Below are 17020 nucleotides of genomic sequence, written 5' to 3'. Positions count from 1 at the left end.
TATGGAAATGAATACAATAATAGGCATTGTTATTGCCGTTGTGATTATGCTCGTTGGTTTGATAATGATTTTAAGAAAACCAAAACCAGTTGAGCCTTCACTAGAAGCAGATTTGCACATTAATCCTGAAAGTAATCAGCCTGTGATTCCACGTCATGTGAGAGATCAGATTCTGAAGGTGGAAACTCCTGAGCTTGCTGTTGAACGTGTTGAGCCTAGTTTTAAAACCAATCCAGTCGAAGCTGCTCCCGTTATTGCTTCTCAACCAGTCACTGTAGTTGAAAAAGCATCTGAACCTGAAAAAGTTCAAGAAATTGCTGAATCAGCTGAAGTTAAAACATCTGTAGCAACTGAAGCTGTACTTTCAACTCCAACTCAGACAGAAGAGAAGGTTTTGGAGGATCAGGTAAATTCTTTCGATAAACTTGATGAAGCGAAAGTTGAGCCTGAACTCACGTTAAACCCAAGTATTGAGACTGTTGAGATTGCTGAGTTTGATGGTGAAAGTAATATTTTAGATGTCCATTTGCATGAGCAACAACGTTATGATGATGAAAGTGCGTTAGCAACTGCTGAAGAAATTATTGCATTAAATGTCTATCCAAACCCGCGCCGTGCACTTTCTGGAGACAAAGCATTAAAAGTATTACTTAAATACGGTTTGCGTTTTGGTGAAATGTCATGTTTCCACCGCTATGAAAATACTGATGAACCAAGTGCTTTGATGTTTTCAGTATTGCGCATTACAGATAATGGTCCAGCAGGTTTTGACTTGGAGACGTTATCAGGTGAACAAGTACAGGGCTTGGCTTTCTTCCTTGCTCTACCAAACAGCAAAGCGGTTACTGGCTACGATATGATGACTAGTATTGCAGGATTAATTGCGCGTGAAATTGATGGTAAAGTTTATGATGAGAATAACCTCGAGTTTTCTCCGCAGTTGAAAGAGCATTGGCGTCATCATGTGATTGACTATCGACCAAGTCAAACAACTGTTTAAAATCAAATTTTTGTAATAAATGCAATGAAAGACATAGGGCGGTTTTCCGCCCTTTTATATGGTGAAATTTAAATGGAACAAAACTCAGTTATTGAGCAAATGCGTCAATTGATTCAATTGATCGCTAAACATAATCATGCTTACTACGTGATGGATCAACCTACGATCACCGACAGTGAATATGACCATTTATTTCATCAACTTAAAGCTTTAGAACAACAGTATCCAGAGTTTATGCAAGCTGATACACCCACGAATAAAGTCGGTGGACAAGCATTATCAAAATTTGAAAGTGTGACTCATGCAGTGCCGATGCTTTCATTAGGTAATGTTTTCAATCAGGATGATTTATTTGCCTTTGCACGTCGTATTGATGAGCGCCTACCGAATCAAAAGGTTCAATACGAGGTTGAACTTAAACTCGATGGTTTAGCGATTTCACTTTGGTATGAAAATGGTGTGTTGATTCGAGGCGTAACTCGTGGTGATGGAGAAACAGGCGAGGACATTACTCAAAATGTCAAAACCATCCGTAATTTGCCTAAGATATTATCTTCTCAGCACCAAGCTATTCCACAACTCTTAGAGGTGCGTGGAGAAGTATTGATGCCAAAATCAGGTTTTGAAAAGCTTAATGCAGATCAAGAGGCTAAAGGTGAAAAGACCTTTGCTAATCCACGAAATGCTGCTGCGGGGAGTTTAAGACAGCTTGATCCCAATATCGCAGCATCCCGTCCATTGGCTTTTTATGCTTATGGTATTGCTCAATGCGAGCCTCATCATGGCTTAACGACGATGCATGACAGTTTGCACTGGTTGACCAAATTTGGCTTTGAGATCGCAGAGCGTCAATATCTTTGTGAGTCGATTGAAGAAGTCCAACAACGCTATGAGCAAATTCAACTTGAACGTCCGAATCTCAAAGTTGAAATTGATGGGATGGTGGTCAAAGTCGATGACCTTAAACAGCAGCAACAACTGGGCTTTTTAAGTCGAGAGCCACGTTGGGCGACAGCCTATAAATTCCCAGCGCAAGCGGCTTTGACCAAGGTTGAAAATATTGACTGGCAAGTAGGGCGTACTGGCACGCTAACACCTGTTGCTCGTTTAGCTCCTGTTTTCGTTGGTGGTGTTACTGTCTCGAATGTAACTTTACATAATATTGGTGAAATTCATCGTTTAGATGTACGTGTTGGCGATACCGTCAGCGTGTATCGTACGGGTGATGTGATTCCAAAAGTTGAAAAGGTATGGATTGAATTTAGACCTGCCGATGCTGAGCTTGTTTATCTACCAACGAATTGTCCAGTATGTGATTCTCCTGTCGTCATGCCAGAAGGTGAGGCTTTAGCTCGTTGTTCTGGTGGTTTATATTGTGCAGCACAGCGTATTGAGGCGATTCGTCACTTTGTTTCACGCAAGGCTATGGATATTGAGGGCTTAGGTGATCGTTGGGTAGAGTCATTATTACATCTAGATCTACTCAGAGATGTAGCCGATATCTATCACTTACATGAACATCGCGAAAAATTACTCAGCATTGAAAAAATGGGTGAAAAGTCAGTTCAAAACCTTATTGATGCAATTGATGCGAGTAAGAAAACCACATTGGCACGCTTCATTTATGCTTTAGGTATTCGTGGTGTAGGTGAAACTACGGCACGTATGCTCGCCAATACTTTCCAGACCTACGATGCTTTGAAAGCTGCAGATATTGATGCTTTGAAGAAAACACCTGATGTAGGTGATATTACGGCAGAATGGATTGTAGATTTTTTCCAAGCCGAGCATAACTTAGAGGTCTTGGAGCGTTTACTTGCTGCAGGGATTCATTGGGATGCACCAACTGCACCAACTCGCCAGCCTTTGAATGGTGAAAGTTGGGTTGTGACTGGCACATTGGAAAGTATGGGGCGTGATGAAGCAACCCAGCGGCTTCAAGCTTTAGGTGCGCGTGTGAGTGGTAGTGTTTCAAGTAAAACCAAATGTGTCGTTGCAGGTGAGAAAGCAGGCAGCAAGCTTGATAAGGCACAAAAGTTAGACATCCGTGTAATGAACGAGCAAGAGTTTTTAGAGTTCCTTGCACAGTACGACGCCTAATAAATCCATAAAAAAGCCCGTTCAGTGAGTCACATTGAACGGGTTTTTTGCTTATGCACGTTTTTTTACAATGCCATCATCAAGTAATTGTTGGAAATGTTCGCAAACACTTTCTCGAATGTCTCTATATTCGATACCCAATTCATTTACGCTACGTTGAGCATTAAAATAAATTGGATATCCCATATTGAGTTTTACGAATTGACGAGAGTGCCCAAATATTGGTGCGACCAATGAGAATGCTGCTTTAGGTACAGTAAAGTGTGGAAAAGGATATTTATAACCAAACTTCTGAGTTAAAGCTTTGCCCATTTCTAATAAGCTTAGTGTGCCACCACAAATAATATAACGACCTTTTGCTTGAGTATTTAAGGCAGCTGCAACGTGAGCATCCGCAACATCTCGAACATCTACGATTCCATTCCACATTGGTGGGACACCAAATAAGGTTGTGCCATTACCAAACTGTTGTAATACTTCAATACTGCCCGATTGACTCGCATCAGTGAGTGATGGACCCATAACAAGAGCAGGATTGATACAAACAAGGCTCCAGCGATCTTGTTGTTCAGCCATTTCCCATGCTTTACGTTCGGCAGCCACTTTTGAATATGGATATGGTTGGTGAGTTTCACTGCTGCTATTATTCCAGTGGCTCTCATCAAATTCATTATGAGCAGTATTTTGAATCTCAATTGCATCACCGTAGGTTGATGCAATACTTGAGGTCACAACAACTCGTTTTACTGAATCAGTGCGGTTCACACTGTCTAGTACATTCTCTGTTCCTTTCACAGCAGGTTCAATAATGTCTTTTACGGCATCTTTGTAATTGGTCACTACGAAAGGGGACGCAGTGTGAATGACAACCTCACAGCCTTTCATAGCTTCATCAAATGAATGTGCTTCAAGTAAGTCTGCTTTAAAAAAATGAATTTCACCTGATGATTTTTCAGCGAGGTCATAGAGATGTTGAATTTTATCTTTTTTTGAGGGGTCTCGAACGGTTGCGTGAACTTTATAACCTTGATTGAGTAAGCGTTCTATAATCCAGCCTGCAATATAACCCGTGGCACCCGTGACTAGAATTGCTTTACTTTTATCCATTTTTTTTCCTAATCATTTTCGTGATTGAAGTTATTTAGCGAATTTTGCTCAAACAAACAACAGCTGACCAGTCATTTTTAATGTTTTTTTGATCAATTCCGCTTTCAAATAAGAAGTATTGTTAATCGTTACAAAAATCAAATAATACAAAATGATGTAACTTTATCGCTTCGAATGGGGTAATAAATCCGCAAGAGCTTATTTTATCTAAACAAATTATGCGAATTAGAACTGTAAATGCGTATGTTTCTCATTTTAATTTTATAAAAATCATAAACTTACACAATTAATTTTTTGCAAATGTCTTATAAGTTGCTCATAATACTTGTATTCGAAAGGAGTAAATATTATGCGTGGCAATCCAGAAGTCATCGACTATTTAAATATGCTCATTGGCGGTGAGTTGGCTGCTCGTGATCAATATTTAATTCATTCAAGAATGTATGAAGATTGGGGCTTGAGCAAAATTTATGAACGCATTGATCATGAAATGCAAGAAGAAGCCTCACATGCAGATGCCATTATTCGCCGTGTTCTGTTTTTAGGTGCACAACCAAACATGAACCGTGAAGACATTAATGTGGGTACTGATGTCGTAAGTTGTTTAAAAGCCGATTTAGCACTTGAATATCATGTACGTGAAAAACTGGCGACAGGAATTAAACTCTGCGAAGAAAAAGGCGATTTTATTAGCCGTGATATGTTGCGTCAGCAGCTTTCGGACACAGAAGAAGATCATACTTATTGGTTAGAAAAGCAACTGCGTTTGATCGAATTGATTGGTTTACAGAATTATATTCAATCGCAAATCTAAGATTTGTGAATTAAAAAAACTCAGCATATGCTGAGTTTTTTATTTGATATTCTATTTTTTCTGTAAGTTTTTTAAATCTTTCAATACTTGATCGGCATGTGTCTGTGTATTCACACTCGTATAATGATACATGACGGCACCTTGTGGATTAATTAAAAAACTCTCTCGCTTGGCAATTTTGGTAATACCTAGGTTTCGAACAATGCCAAATTTTCCAGCAAGGTCGCCTTTATCATCAGCCAAAATTGGGAAAGGAAGTCCTAGTTTTTTTGAGAATTTCTGATGTGACGCGACATCGTCTAAGCTCACACCGAGTACCACAGCATTAGATTTTAAAAACTGAGGATAGAGCGATTTAAATTGATTAGCTTCTTGGGTACAACCAGCTGTATCGTCTTTTGGATAGAAATAAAGCACAATCCATTTGCCTTTGTATTGGCTTAACGTATGCCATTTTCCACTTTGATCTTGCAGTTTGAAATCTGGTGCAGACTGTCCAACCCATTCTTTTTGAGCGGTATTTTGTTTAGAGAAAATAGAGGTTTGAGCAAAGCTTGAACTCGCTGATCCGAGCAACATAAGTGTGCTACAAACGATAAGAACTTTGGACTTTATCGTATTCATCATTTTGATCTCAAAGTGTGATAGGTCATATTTTAGCAAATCGAATCGACCTCGCTAGGAAAAATAACCAATTTATGCGATGTTTTATACAAAATGATTATGCAATCGACAGGTATCTCATTGTCTAAAAAAATTTTACTCATCACTGGCTGGGGTGGTGGTGCCGAATTATTAAAACCTTTACATGATGCTTTAGAACAAAAGGGGTATCTCGTTCAGCGGATGAATATTTTTAATGCTCTCGATAATGAAGTTTTGCAGCAGCATGTCGAACTTGCAGTGAAATTTGATGTCATTGTGGGATGGTCGTTGGGGGGGCAACTGGCAACACTATTAGTCAACCAAATTCAACTGCAATATGATGAACAGAAGCTGTTAATCACTCTAGCATCGAACCCATGTTTTGTTGCTCAAACTAATTGGACGACAGCCATGCCAGTTGAAACTTTTATTCAGTTTAAACAGTCATTCGAACAGGATGCGATTACCACATTAAAACGTTTTGGCTTATTGGTCTGTCAAGGTACAAGTTCGGCTAAAAAAGATTTCTTAGCTATGCAAAAATTGATACGGCCACAAGCAATTGCATTGCTTAGGGATGGGTTGCAGTTGTTGGAGCAATTAAATTTGGTTGGTTTGTATGAAAATTATCAAGGTAGACAGTTGCATGTATTTGCTGAGCATGATGCTTTGGTTCCTTACCAAGTTGTTCAAAATATCCAGAATTTAGCTGCAAAAAATCTAACGGTTGTTTCTATTGATGATGCTTCTCATGGTTTTCCATGTTTTATGGTGGAGCAGACTGTGCAAGTAATTGAAGATTTTATTTACTCAACGTTTAATCTTGCTTGAAATGAAAGTTCTCGCAATATATTTTAGATTTTGACAAGTTTAAGATAAAACCTATTTTATAGATCTAACGGAATCGTGCCGAGTACTCATCCATTTTCAGGATATGCCTTCGGCGACCTACTTTTCTTTCGGAAAAAGTAGGCAAAACCATTTGTCATCTGCAAAACCTGTTCACTTCTTTCATTTTTTTCTTTTGATCTAGTGTACGAAGCCTTGTATTTTATTTATACCACGCAGGTTGCAGATGACATTTACGAGTATCGAAAAAGTGTGATCAGGCAAATGGAAAATTTTGAAATAGCAGCAAATGAGGTAGAGGATGACCGATTTATTTGATTTAGAACATATATGGCATCCCTATACCTCGATGTTAAATCCACTGCCAACTTTTAAAGTGAAACGTGCTTATGGTGCAACCATCGAACTAGAGGATGGTCGAACTCTGGTTGATGGCATGTCGTCATGGTGGTGTGCGATTCATGGTTATAACCATCCTGAACTGAACAAGGCGGTTACAGACCAATTGCAAAATATGGCGCATATTATGTTTGGTGGTTTGACGCATGAACCTGCAATTGAATTGGGTAAATTCTTATTAAAAATTACGCCTCCGAGTTTAGATAAAATTTTCTATGCTGACTCAGGTTCAGTTTCAGTTGAAGTGGCTTTAAAAATGGCAGTGCAATATTGGGCTGCGTTGAATCAACCTGAGAAAACCAATTTTATTACTACACGTTCTGGCTATCATGGTGATACTTGGAATGCGATGTCTGTGTGTGATCCTGTTACGGGAATGCATCAGATTTTTGGCTCAAGTTTACCGAATCGAATCTTTGTACCCGCGCCTCAAAGTCGCTTTGATGGTGAGTGGAATCCACAAGATATTCAAGAACTCAAACAACAGATCGAACAGCATCATCACAGTATTGCTGCACTGATTATTGAGCCAATTGTGCAAGGTGCGGGAGGGATGCGTTTTTATCATCCTAAGTATTTGTGCCAAGCCAAAGAATTATGTCAGCAATACAATTTGTTGTTGATCTTTGATGAGATCGCAACAGGTTTTGGGCGTACAGGCAAAATGTTTGCTTGGGAGCATGCACAAGTTGAACCCGATATCATGTGTATCGGTAAAGGTTTGACTGGAGGCTATATGACATTATCTGCAACATTAACGACTAAACAAGTGGCTGAAACCATTAGTCGTGGCGAAGCGGGCGTGTTCATGCATGGTCCAACCTTTATGGCGAATCCTCTGGCTTGTGCTGTTGCTCTAAGAAGTACTCAATTATTAGTTGAACAAGATTGGCAGAGCAATATTCAACGTATTGAAAAGATCCTTGTTCAGCAATTAAGTGATTTAGCAGAACTTGATCATGTTGCAGATGTACGTGTATTAGGTGCGATTGGAGTGGTTGAATTAACCTCTAGTGTTGACATGAAAAGCTTACAGCAGCAGTTTGTTGAACGTGGTATTTGGGTGCGACCATTTGGAAAATTGGTCTACGTGATGCCGCCGTATGTGATCACCGATGATGAGCTAAATTACTTATTAGTGCAGATGAGTGAAGTGGTCAAAAATATGCAAGGAGTACAAGCTAATGTCCTTGCTTGATCATTATGCTGAGCAGCTTGACCAGCTCAAACAGCAAGGTAATTTCCGCCAATTTACTGCAAATCAACAGCAGGGACGTTGGATTACTATTCAAGATCGAACCATGTTGAATTTGGCATCCAATGATTATCTAGGTCTGGCGGCTGATTTAAGTTTAAGAGAAGAATTTCTTGATACTTTGCAAATCGACCGTGCACTGTTTAGCTCATCTTCTTCACGTTTACTGACTGGAAATTTTGCAGAGTACGAGCAATTTGAAAATAGCCTAAGCAAAGCTTTTGGTCGTGCTGCCTTGCTTTTCAATAGTGGCTATCACATGAATATCGGTATTTTGCCTGCATTAGCTGATAGTAAAACCGTGATTTTGGCAGATAAACTGGTTCATGCCAGTATGATTGATGGTATTCGTCTATCGAATGCTCAATATGTGCGTTATCGTCATAATGATTTGCAGCATTTGGAACAGTTATTGCAAAAGTATCAACAAGATGAGCAAGTTGAACGTATTATTGTGGTGACTGAAAGTATTTTTAGTATGGATGGTGATGAAACGGATTTAGCGGCACTGACGCAGTTAAAGCAACGTTTTGTCAAAACCATGTTGTATGTTGATGAAGCTCATGCCATAGGTGTGAGAGGTGAGCAAGGACTAGGTTGTGCTGAGCAATATGGTGTATTGCACCAGATTGATTTCCTTGTTGGGACTTTTGGCAAAGCGATTGCTTCGATTGGCGGTTATATTATTTGTGATCCTATCATCCGTGATTATCTTATTAATAAAATGCGTCCTTTGATTTTCAGCACAGCGTTACCACCAATCTCAATGGCATGGTCTGACTTTATCTTTAATAAAGTTTTAAATATGCAGCAGCAGCGTCAGCACTTGGCTGAGATCAGTCATTTTTTACAGCAGGCGGTGATTGCAAAAGGTTTTTCAAGTCCATCGAGTAGCCATATTATTCCAATTATTGTCGGCGAAAGTAACGCAGCGATTGAAAAAGCACGTTATGTTCAGCAACAAGGTTTTTATGCCATGCCTGTGCGACCGCCAACAGTACCGCAAAATAGTTCACGTTTACGTATCTCATTAACGTCTATGGTTCAAAAAGCTGAATTAGAAAAATTGGTGGAATGTTTGTGAGTGTCGATAAAGCTTTAGTCGCTCAACGTTTTGCCAAAGCAGGGCAAAGTTACATTGAGCATGCTGTAGTGCAAAAGCAGATCAGTGCACAGTTATTTGAATATCTGAAAGCGTATTGTCCAAAGACTTTTGATTCTGTACTTGAGATCGGTTGTGGGTCGGGTAATTTAACGCATTTATTTCAGACTCATTTTCAGTTTGATCAATTATTTTTAAATGATCTTTATGAGGATGTAGATCAGCATTTTTCAACGATTCAAAATATAGCTTGGTTGATCGGAGATATTGAGCAGCTTGAATTACCATCAGAATTGGATGCGGTGATTTCGAGTTCAGCTTTGCAATGGATGACTGATCTACCTGCGTTATTACAACGAATTCATGATGCTTTAAAAACGAAAGGCTATTTGGGTTTCTCAACATTTGGTGAAAATAATTTAATCGAAATCAAAAAGCTGACTGGGCAAGGTTTAAATTATTATTCTAGTGACGTATTGAAACAGAAACTTGAAGAAAATGGCTTTGAGATTGTGTTTATACAAGAAGAACAAAAACATCTATATTTTGATGATCCTAAATTAGTGCTGCATCATCTAAAAGCGACGGGGGTGACTGCAACAGCAAAGTCACATCGTTGGACCAAGCAATCTTTACAGCAGTTTTATTCTGATTATCAATATTTTCATGATGAGCATGGTTTTCGCCTAACTTATCATCCGATTTACGTGATTGCGCGGAGAAAAGTATGAGTGCAGCAATTTATTTTGTCAGTGGCATTGATACTGAAATTGGTAAAACTTATGCCACAGGTTATCTCGCCAAGCTTTGGACCGAACAAGGACAGCGTGTCATTACCCAGAAGTTGGTGCAAACAGGGAATATTGATGTGTCTGAAGACATCGAAAAACACCGTGAAATTATGGGGAGTGGCTGGTTTCAGGAAGATCATGAAAAGCTCACCATGCCTGAAATTTTCACTTATCCAGCTTCACCACATTTGGCGACGCGTTTAGATGGGCGTGAGTTAGATTTTGCCAAGATCGAAGCTGCAACTAAAGAGCTTGCTCAGCGTTTTGAGGTGGTGCTGTTAGAGGGTGCGGGCGGTTTAATGGTGCCTTTAACCACAGAGTTATTGACCATTGATTATATTGCTCAACATCAATTTCCTGTGATTTTGGTGACTTCTGGACGTTTGGGCAGTATTAACCACACATTGTTGAGTTTAGAAGCTTTAAAACATCGTGGTTTGAGTTTGCATGCTTTGGTGTATAACTTAAAAGATGAATCGAAAGATCCACTCATTTCTAAAGATACAGCGGATTATTTAAAGGCTTATTTGGCAAAGCATTTTCCTGATGCTCAATGGATTGATTTGGAAAAGTTTAATTAACTTAAATTTTAATGAGAATCAAAATAGTTGCTCTTAACGGAGTCTCGCCGAGTTCAATCTAAAGTTAGGGATAAACTTGCAGTTCGCCCTACTTTGGTTTCGCCCAAAGTAGGCAAAGCCATTGTCATCCACAAAACCTGTTCTCTTTCTGTTCTTGTTTTTATTATTTCGCAGAAACAATATATTGCAAAATTCACGCAGGTTGTGGATGACATTTCCGAGTATCATATTTCATGTGAGATTTTTGATTGTAAAAAGTAAGGTTTAAAATGAACAAGAAAAATAAATTAGTTCTATCCATTTTATTTGGATTTTTGATTCCAGTCTCAGCATCCTATGCTGCTGTACCAACAGATAAAACCATCATTAATTGGATTACTAATTTACAAGATTCAAATGCGAATCCTCAGCAAGCCATTCAGATTGATCATACGGAAAAATTAAAATTAATTTCAGGCGAAGAAGCTTATTTGTCTGCTGTTAGTTTTGAAAATGCTGGGCGTAACTTTTGGGCGGGTTATGTATTGACTCGACCAAAGCTCAAACAAGCAAAAATTTTAAAAGAGTTTGGTGGTCAATCGAATACATTTAAAGTTCATCCAACGATGTATAAAGGTAAATCGATCGAACTGGTTGAAATCGAAAGTGCTGGTTCGGGGCAAGGAACTGTTGAAGCTACTAAAAGTTTAGTTTATTTGAGCCAATGGAATGCCAAGTTGATTACTGAAGTGCAAGAGTCTTCTAATGCTGGTCGCTATGACGAAAAACTTGATGCAGAAGATTGTCGTACTGGATCAGATAATACGGGTTATTTAAACGTGATGCCGTATTCGCCTTATGTTGTGAAAACTACGGTGACAGGAAATGCCTGCAATGACAAACCGAAAGGATATAAAGTAAATAGTTTGGTTCTCCCAATAGTCATTAGTGAAATTAAATAAAAAAAGCTAACAAGCGGACTTGTTAGCACAGGAGGAACTTAGAATTGTGAAGCTTAATAGTTAGTGTTTATTTTTCTAGTTATTACTCACGATTCCTATTTTAGTGACTTTGCTTTGCTGAGCTAATGCCATCACCATAGCAATATTTTTATATTCAGCTTGAGGATCAGGTTTAAACTTGATCTGATCCTGATCAGCTTTTTGCGCAACAGATTCAAACAAAACCTTCAATGCTTGGCGATCAGCAACAGCTTGATCGTTCCAGAAAATACGACCTTGTGCATCGACTCTTAAGTTGATTGTTTCAGGTGGTTTCTGATCGGTTGGTGGCGGTGGTGTGCCATTAGGTAAATTGATATTAATGGCATTGTTTGGGATTGGAATTGTGATGATGAACATAATCAATAACACCAGCATGACATCAATTAAAGGTGTCATGTTGACATCGAGCATCACATCATCTTCGCCACTTTTTGGTCCGACATTCATACCCATGACTAACTCCTTATCGTCTGATTAAGGTGAACTAGGCGGGGTAGTGACAAATGCGATTTTGCCAATACCCGCTTGTTGGGTGGTGCTAATTACCTGATCAATTGCAGCGTAGTGCGTCAACTGATCGCCACGAATATGAACTTCAGGTTGCGGGCGCTTTTGCGCCTCAACTTGTAAACGAGCAAGTAAAGTTTCTTTATTTGCAACGTATTGTTCATTCCAAAAAATATCGCCAGTTTTGTTGACTGAAAGTTGAATATTTTGAGGGGTGGTGGCGTAAGGCGTATTCTTTTCTTCAGGTAACTTTACAGGAACCGTATGTGTGACCACTGGAACAGTGATTAAAAAGATAATCAAAAGCACCAGCATGATGTCCACAAGCGGAGTGGTGTTGATGGTGCCGATCACATCATCATCACTTTGATCTGAATTTATCATCATGCCCATAATCGTATTCCTTATTTAGAATCACGATTGACAGGATTGTTGCGTAATTCGCCACTGAGTAAAACTGCATGTAAGTCAGAGCCAAATGAACGGACATTGTCCATGACAGCTTTATTGCGACGAGTCAGCCAGTTATAACCAAGTACTGCAGGTACAGCGACAGCTAAGCCAATTGCGGTCATGATTAATGCTTCACCCACAGGCCCAGCAACTTTATCAATAGATGCTTGTCCTGAAATGCCGATCGCAGTCAATGCGTGATAAATTCCCCAAACTGTTCCAAATAAGCCAACGAAAGGTGCAGTTGAACCCACTGTTGCAAGGAATGCCAAGCCGTTACCTAAATGGCTTTGTACTTTATCAATCGCACGTTGAATCGAAATCGTTACCCATGTGTTGAAATCAATGCGTTCTAATAAGGTGCCATCATGATGTTTGGTTGAGTGAATACCTTTTTCAGCGATGTAGCGATACGTGCTGCTAGGGTCTAAGCTTTCTTTTGCGCTATTTAACGTATCTGCTTCCCAAAAGTTACGTTCAGCTTCAGTACCATGGCGTTTGATTTTGCTTTGTTGAAATAGTTTTGAAAGGATGATGTACCACGTACCAATTGACATTAAAACAAGGATGAATAAGGTTGTTTTAGCAACGAGATCACCCTCACGCCATAAAGCTTCTAAGCCATAAGGGTTATGCACTTTTTCTTCAGTCGCAGGAAGAGGTGGTGGTGTTGGTGATGATTGTGTTGTTGCATCAGTCGCGACCGTAGTTATAGCTGTGGGTTGCGTGGTTTCTTCAGCCCAAACAGAACTAATTGGAAGCAGGGTGCTGGTTGAGATAAGACCAATCGCAGCAAATCGAGAGATTTTTTTTACAGTTTTATTCATTTTAAATTCTCCAAAAATTGTTTAATTCACTTCTATATTCATTAAGAAATCTTGAATGTGTATTCGATTTCATACCAATCTTGTTGAGGTACACCATCTTTCATCGCTGGTGTGAAGCTACATAAGCTATAGGCTTTGGTTGCGGCTTTATCTAACTCGCGGACACCACTCGATTTTTTGACCTTTGCATCGATTACTTTGCCCGAGCTATCCACAAGTAAGCGCATACGCACAGTACCTTCTTCACCAGCCATTTCCTGTTCACGTGGATAACCAGGTTCTTTACAACCAGCTTCACCTTCTGAAACTCCTCGTGAAATACCTGTAGGTTTTGCAGGTGCTGGAGCAGCAGCTGCAACTGGAGCAGCAACAGGGCTAGGACTTGGAGAAGCCGCTGTGACAGGTGCAGGTGTTGCCACTGAAGTTTTGGTTGGTTGTGTAGGTGTTGGTTTTGCAATAGGCGTTACTTTCTCCACCTGCTTAGGCGGATCAGGCATTTTTGCCACTTTCTCAACCATTTTGGGTAGTTCAGGTGGTTTTTCCTCCGGTTTGGGTGGAGGAGGTGGTGGTGGTTCAATATCTTGAATAATCTGAAGTTCTACAGGCTTCTCGACTGGTTTAGTAAAATCAGTGGTTAAACTTGTTACTAAAATATAGGCGATCACAAGATGTAAAAATAAAACTAGACCAAGTCCGACGAGACGTTTGGCAGATTGATTTTCACTTTCAGCAAAGGGTATGCCCATAATTGCTCCTGAAATTGTAATCATCAATTCACGTTTAACTTAGAAGGAAAAGGTTCGTAATGGGGGAATACAGACCATTTTTTCTTGTGTGAATTGATGATTACGGTGGATCACTACAGCATTAAAATCATGTTGTAGTGATGAACATATTAAAATTTGAAAGTGCTACGAACGAAGTAAGTACGACCGAGTACATCTGCATAACGTGGGTCATAACCCATTTGGAAGTTATCCAATACATTTGATGCTGGTGGTTCTGCATCAAACATATTTTTAATACCTAAGGTGAGTTCTACATTTTTGAAGCCTTTGTAGGTTCCTGAGAGGTTGTAGGTTGTGTAGTCACTAACTTTATGGTTTTGACCTGCAGAGTTTTGGTCTTTATAACCTTTAGAGAAGTTTTGTTGGAGGTTGAGTGCCCAGTTTTCATAGCGCCAATCTAGATTTGCAGTATGTTTCCAACGTAGAACAATGGCTTGATAGTCTAGACCTGCATAGCTACCAGCAACACCAATCCACGGCATACCTTCATCTTCTTGATATTTGTAATCAGTAACATAAGTTCCATCAATGCTGAAGCCTACCTGACCAGTACTTGTCATTGGAGAACGCCAAGCCATGCTTGCATCAAAACCTGAGGTTTTAATACCACCTAAGTTTTGTTGTACTGTATTGATATAATTGAGTGAACCGTCTGCATTTCGAACAAATTTATCTGCATATTTTTCAGGATCACCGAAAATAGCCGTCTCAGAGATAGTTGTAATTTGATTCTTAACTTTGATATCAAAGTAATCTAGGGTGAAAACAAGATTTTTGGTTGGTTGGAACACTACACCTGCGGTGAATGAATCAGACTTTTCAGGTTCTAAGTCTTTGTTGCCGCCATTTTGACGATCAAACTGCATTCCACAGTCACGTGCAGGTAATGCACCAGTAGCAGGAACACCGCCCGGACAAAGAACAGGATCATTATAAGTTGCAGCGGTATTGGTAATCGAAGTTGGTGAGTACATTTCGCTAAGCGTTGGTGCTCTAAAACCTTTGGTGTAGCTTGTTCTGAACATCAACTGCTTGATTGGTTCCCAACGAAGAGAGAATTTGGGGTTGAATGTATCACCAAAATCACTGTAATCATCGTATCGCGCAGCAAGTTGAGCTTCTAATGTTTTATGAAGTGGGATATGGAGCTCTGTGAATACTGCCTTGATGTTTCGAGAACCTTCATTAATTGGTTCATTTGGATCTACACCAGTACTCGGTGCAACACTGGCAATTTCAGAGATGGTTTTTGATTGCCAATCGTCTTTGCGGTAACTTGCTCCAACTGCAAAACCCACATCGCCTGCTGGAAGAGTATATATAGGGCGACTAGCAGTGAAATCAACGATTGTTGAATCTAATTTAGCATCTAAATATTTACCTTTAACGCCTAATGTACTCCAAACATCACCATCTTCTGCGGCTTGAGGGCCAAATGGGTTAAGCGTGCCATTGAGTAATGCTTCTGCTGTTTTATCGTAGTTAAGATAACCACTTAAAATATTATCAGCAGCATTACTTCGTGCATATGTTACCCCCGTATTAATATCCCAACCGTATGCTTCACCTTCGATACCAGCAAAAATACGATGTGAATCATTGACACTGTTACTGATACGATTGCCAGCTTGCGAACGTAAATATAGTTCTAAAGGACCGCTGACATTATCCATTGCTGGAGTGATGCCATTACCTGGATAATATTTACTGGTTGGGTTCATTGGTAAATCAAAAAATACATCAGGAGCAACTGAGGTAGTCACCTCACTGCGTGCATATAAATATTCCCCAATCGCATTGAAGTTATCATTGATTTTTGCTGTGACTCGTCCCATGACAGAAACATCTTCAGTTTTAGGAACGATACCGATCACGGCTTGGCTGTTATAACGGCAAGTTACGCCATCATTACTAAAGAATAATGGGTTATCCCCACAGCCTGAACTCGCATAGGGATTACCAAAAGTTCCTGTTTTTGTATCGTATAGGTTTGCAGGAAACGAGCCGCTACTGGTTCTATTCACACCTAATTCAGGAATAACACCCCCACGACGACTGACCTTACGGTCTTGTGCCATAACATCTTCGCCACGACGATAATCAACTACACCAAATGCATTGAAACCATCTTCATCTAAGTCACCGAAACCACCAAAAATAGAATAATTTTGTTGTTCACCACCTTTTTGTTCAGGCTTTTGATAACCAGCACTGAAATTTAGGCCATTGAATTGTTTTTTGGTAATGAAGTTCACAACACCACCAATCGCATCTGTTCCATAAACGGCGGAAGCGCCATCTTTCAGAACTTCAATACGATCAAGCATTGCAAGAGGGATGATATTGAGATTGGCAACGCCACTGTCATAAGCATTTGCAGCAAGGCGTCTACCATTTAAGAGTACTAAGGTTTTATTTGAACCTAATCCGCGTAAGTTAGCAGATGAGCCAACAGTTCTACTCGCACCAACGTTTGATGCGGTAACAAAGTTTGATTGGTTGGCTGTAATTTTTGCTAAAGCCTCCTCTGTTGTCGTGATCCCTTGTTTTAAAATTTCATCGACTTTTACGATGGTTATTGGTGATGCACTTTGTGCAGCAACGCCCTTGATCGATGAACCTGTAACTGCAACTTTTACGACTTTCGTCGGTTTCTCATCGGTAGATGATTCTGTTTCAGCAGCATGGGTCATAGTTAAACACAACATACTTAGGCTCAGGGTACTGAGTTTTAGTATGCATTTGCTCGCTTTTGGCATAGCACTTGATTGAACGAAATTGGTATTTTTCATTGAATTTATAACCCCTAAATAGATGGT

16 protein-coding genes are annotated in these 17020 nt (G+C 39.7%); 9 read left to right on the top strand and 7 right to left on the bottom strand.

Annotated elements, in window-relative coordinates; translation table 11 throughout:
- Position 1 precedes the first annotated feature (1 nt).
- Together ACSC97_RS00335 and ligA are read left to right on the top strand one after the other, a co-directional pair.
- On the top strand, positions 2-1000 hold the full coding sequence (locus tag ACSC97_RS00335) for a cell division protein ZipA C-terminal FtsZ-binding domain-containing protein (protein ID WP_436658594.1): 999 nt from the start codon (positions 2-4) through the stop codon (positions 998-1000).
- A 72-nt stretch (positions 1001-1072) separates the two neighbouring features.
- On the top strand, positions 1073-3100 hold the full coding sequence (gene ligA, locus ACSC97_RS00330; RefSeq protein ID WP_436658592.1) for an NAD-dependent DNA ligase LigA: 2028 nt from the start codon (positions 1073-1075) through the stop codon (positions 3098-3100).
- Between the two features lie 51 nt (positions 3101-3151).
- On the opposite strand, the gene ACSC97_RS00325 is transcribed toward ligA, so the two are convergent.
- Positions 3152-4207, bottom strand: a complete 1056-nt coding sequence (locus ACSC97_RS00325; protein WP_129261994.1) for an SDR family oxidoreductase — start codon at positions 4205-4207, stop codon at positions 3152-3154.
- 349 nt (positions 4208-4556) lie between these two features.
- Between ACSC97_RS00325 and ftn the strand changes: the two genes are divergently transcribed.
- Positions 4557-5021, top strand: coding sequence for a heteropolymeric bacterioferritin subunit Ftn (ftn, locus tag ACSC97_RS00320; protein ID WP_004952576.1), 465 nt, complete (start codon positions 4557-4559; stop codon positions 5019-5021).
- A 51-nt stretch (positions 5022-5072) separates the two neighbouring features.
- Here ftn and ACSC97_RS00315 read toward each other — a convergent pair whose 3' ends face one another.
- Positions 5073-5648 carry a peroxiredoxin gene (locus tag ACSC97_RS00315; RefSeq protein ID WP_004952578.1) on the bottom strand — a complete coding sequence of 192 codons (576 nt, stop codon included), beginning with the start codon at positions 5646-5648 and terminating at the stop codon, positions 5073-5075.
- A 90-nt stretch (positions 5649-5738) separates the two neighbouring features.
- Here ACSC97_RS00315 and ACSC97_RS00310 point away from each other — a divergent pair, with 90 nt between their 5' ends.
- The 6 genes from ACSC97_RS00310 to ACSC97_RS00285 all read left to right on the top strand — a co-directional run bounded on the left by ACSC97_RS00310 (position 5739) and on the right by ACSC97_RS00285 (position 11584).
- Positions 5739-6497, top strand: a complete 759-nt coding sequence (locus ACSC97_RS00310; RefSeq protein WP_436658588.1) for a hydrolase — start codon at positions 5739-5741, stop codon at positions 6495-6497.
- A gap of 319 nt (positions 6498-6816) precedes the next feature.
- Complete coding sequence (gene bioA, locus ACSC97_RS00305; protein WP_436658585.1) at positions 6817-8112, top strand: adenosylmethionine--8-amino-7-oxononanoate transaminase; 1296 nt, start codon at positions 6817-6819, stop codon at positions 8110-8112.
- Positions 8099-9253 carry an 8-amino-7-oxononanoate synthase gene (locus ACSC97_RS00300; RefSeq protein ID WP_436658583.1) on the top strand — a complete coding sequence of 385 codons (1155 nt, stop codon included), beginning with the start codon at positions 8099-8101 and terminating at the stop codon, positions 9251-9253. Before bioA ends, ACSC97_RS00300 begins: the two co-directional genes overlap by 14 nt.
- Positions 9244-10002, top strand: coding sequence for a malonyl-ACP O-methyltransferase BioC (gene bioC, locus ACSC97_RS00295; protein ID WP_436658581.1), 759 nt, complete (start codon positions 9244-9246; stop codon positions 10000-10002). The genes ACSC97_RS00300 and bioC overlap by 10 nt, the downstream gene beginning before the upstream one ends.
- On the top strand, positions 9999-10643 hold the full coding sequence (bioD, locus tag ACSC97_RS00290) for a dethiobiotin synthase (RefSeq protein WP_436658579.1): 645 nt from the start codon (positions 9999-10001) through the stop codon (positions 10641-10643). The genes bioC and bioD overlap by 4 nt, the downstream gene beginning before the upstream one ends.
- Before the next feature lie 269 nt (positions 10644-10912).
- Complete coding sequence (locus ACSC97_RS00285; protein ID WP_201898112.1) at positions 10913-11584, top strand: hypothetical protein; 672 nt, start codon at positions 10913-10915, stop codon at positions 11582-11584.
- A gap of 75 nt (positions 11585-11659) precedes the next feature.
- On the opposite strand, the gene ACSC97_RS00280 is transcribed toward ACSC97_RS00285, so the two are convergent.
- The 5 genes from ACSC97_RS00280 to ACSC97_RS00260 all read right to left on the bottom strand — a co-directional run bounded on the left by ACSC97_RS00280 (position 11660) and on the right by ACSC97_RS00260 (position 16993).
- Positions 11660-12079, bottom strand: coding sequence for an ExbD/TolR family protein (locus tag ACSC97_RS00280; protein WP_436658577.1), 420 nt, complete (start codon positions 12077-12079; stop codon positions 11660-11662).
- A 21-nt stretch (positions 12080-12100) separates the two neighbouring features.
- Positions 12101-12526: an ExbD/TolR family protein gene (locus ACSC97_RS00275; RefSeq protein WP_004914066.1), complete on the bottom strand. Its 426-nt coding sequence runs from the start codon at positions 12524-12526 to the stop codon at positions 12101-12103.
- Positions 12527-12537: 11 nt separating this feature from the next.
- Positions 12538-13413 (bottom strand): MotA/TolQ/ExbB proton channel family protein, encoded by an 876-nt coding sequence (locus ACSC97_RS00270; RefSeq protein ID WP_039047449.1) that lies wholly within the window; start codon positions 13411-13413, stop codon positions 12538-12540.
- A gap of 41 nt (positions 13414-13454) precedes the next feature.
- Positions 13455-14159 carry an energy transducer TonB gene (locus ACSC97_RS00265; protein WP_436658573.1) on the bottom strand — a complete coding sequence of 235 codons (705 nt, stop codon included), beginning with the start codon at positions 14157-14159 and terminating at the stop codon, positions 13455-13457.
- A 149-nt stretch (positions 14160-14308) separates the two neighbouring features.
- Positions 14309-16993, bottom strand: coding sequence for a TonB-dependent receptor (locus ACSC97_RS00260; protein ID WP_436658571.1), 2685 nt, complete (start codon positions 16991-16993; stop codon positions 14309-14311).
- Positions 16994-17020: the final 27 nt, after the last annotated feature.

It is taken from the genome of Acinetobacter sp. P1(2025) (assembly GCF_051390655.1).
In the GTDB taxonomy this organism is placed as follows: domain Bacteria; phylum Pseudomonadota; class Gammaproteobacteria; order Pseudomonadales; family Moraxellaceae; genus Acinetobacter; species Acinetobacter junii.
Note: the sequence above shows the minus strand (reverse complement) of the source record. Positions and strands in the feature narration are given on the sequence as shown.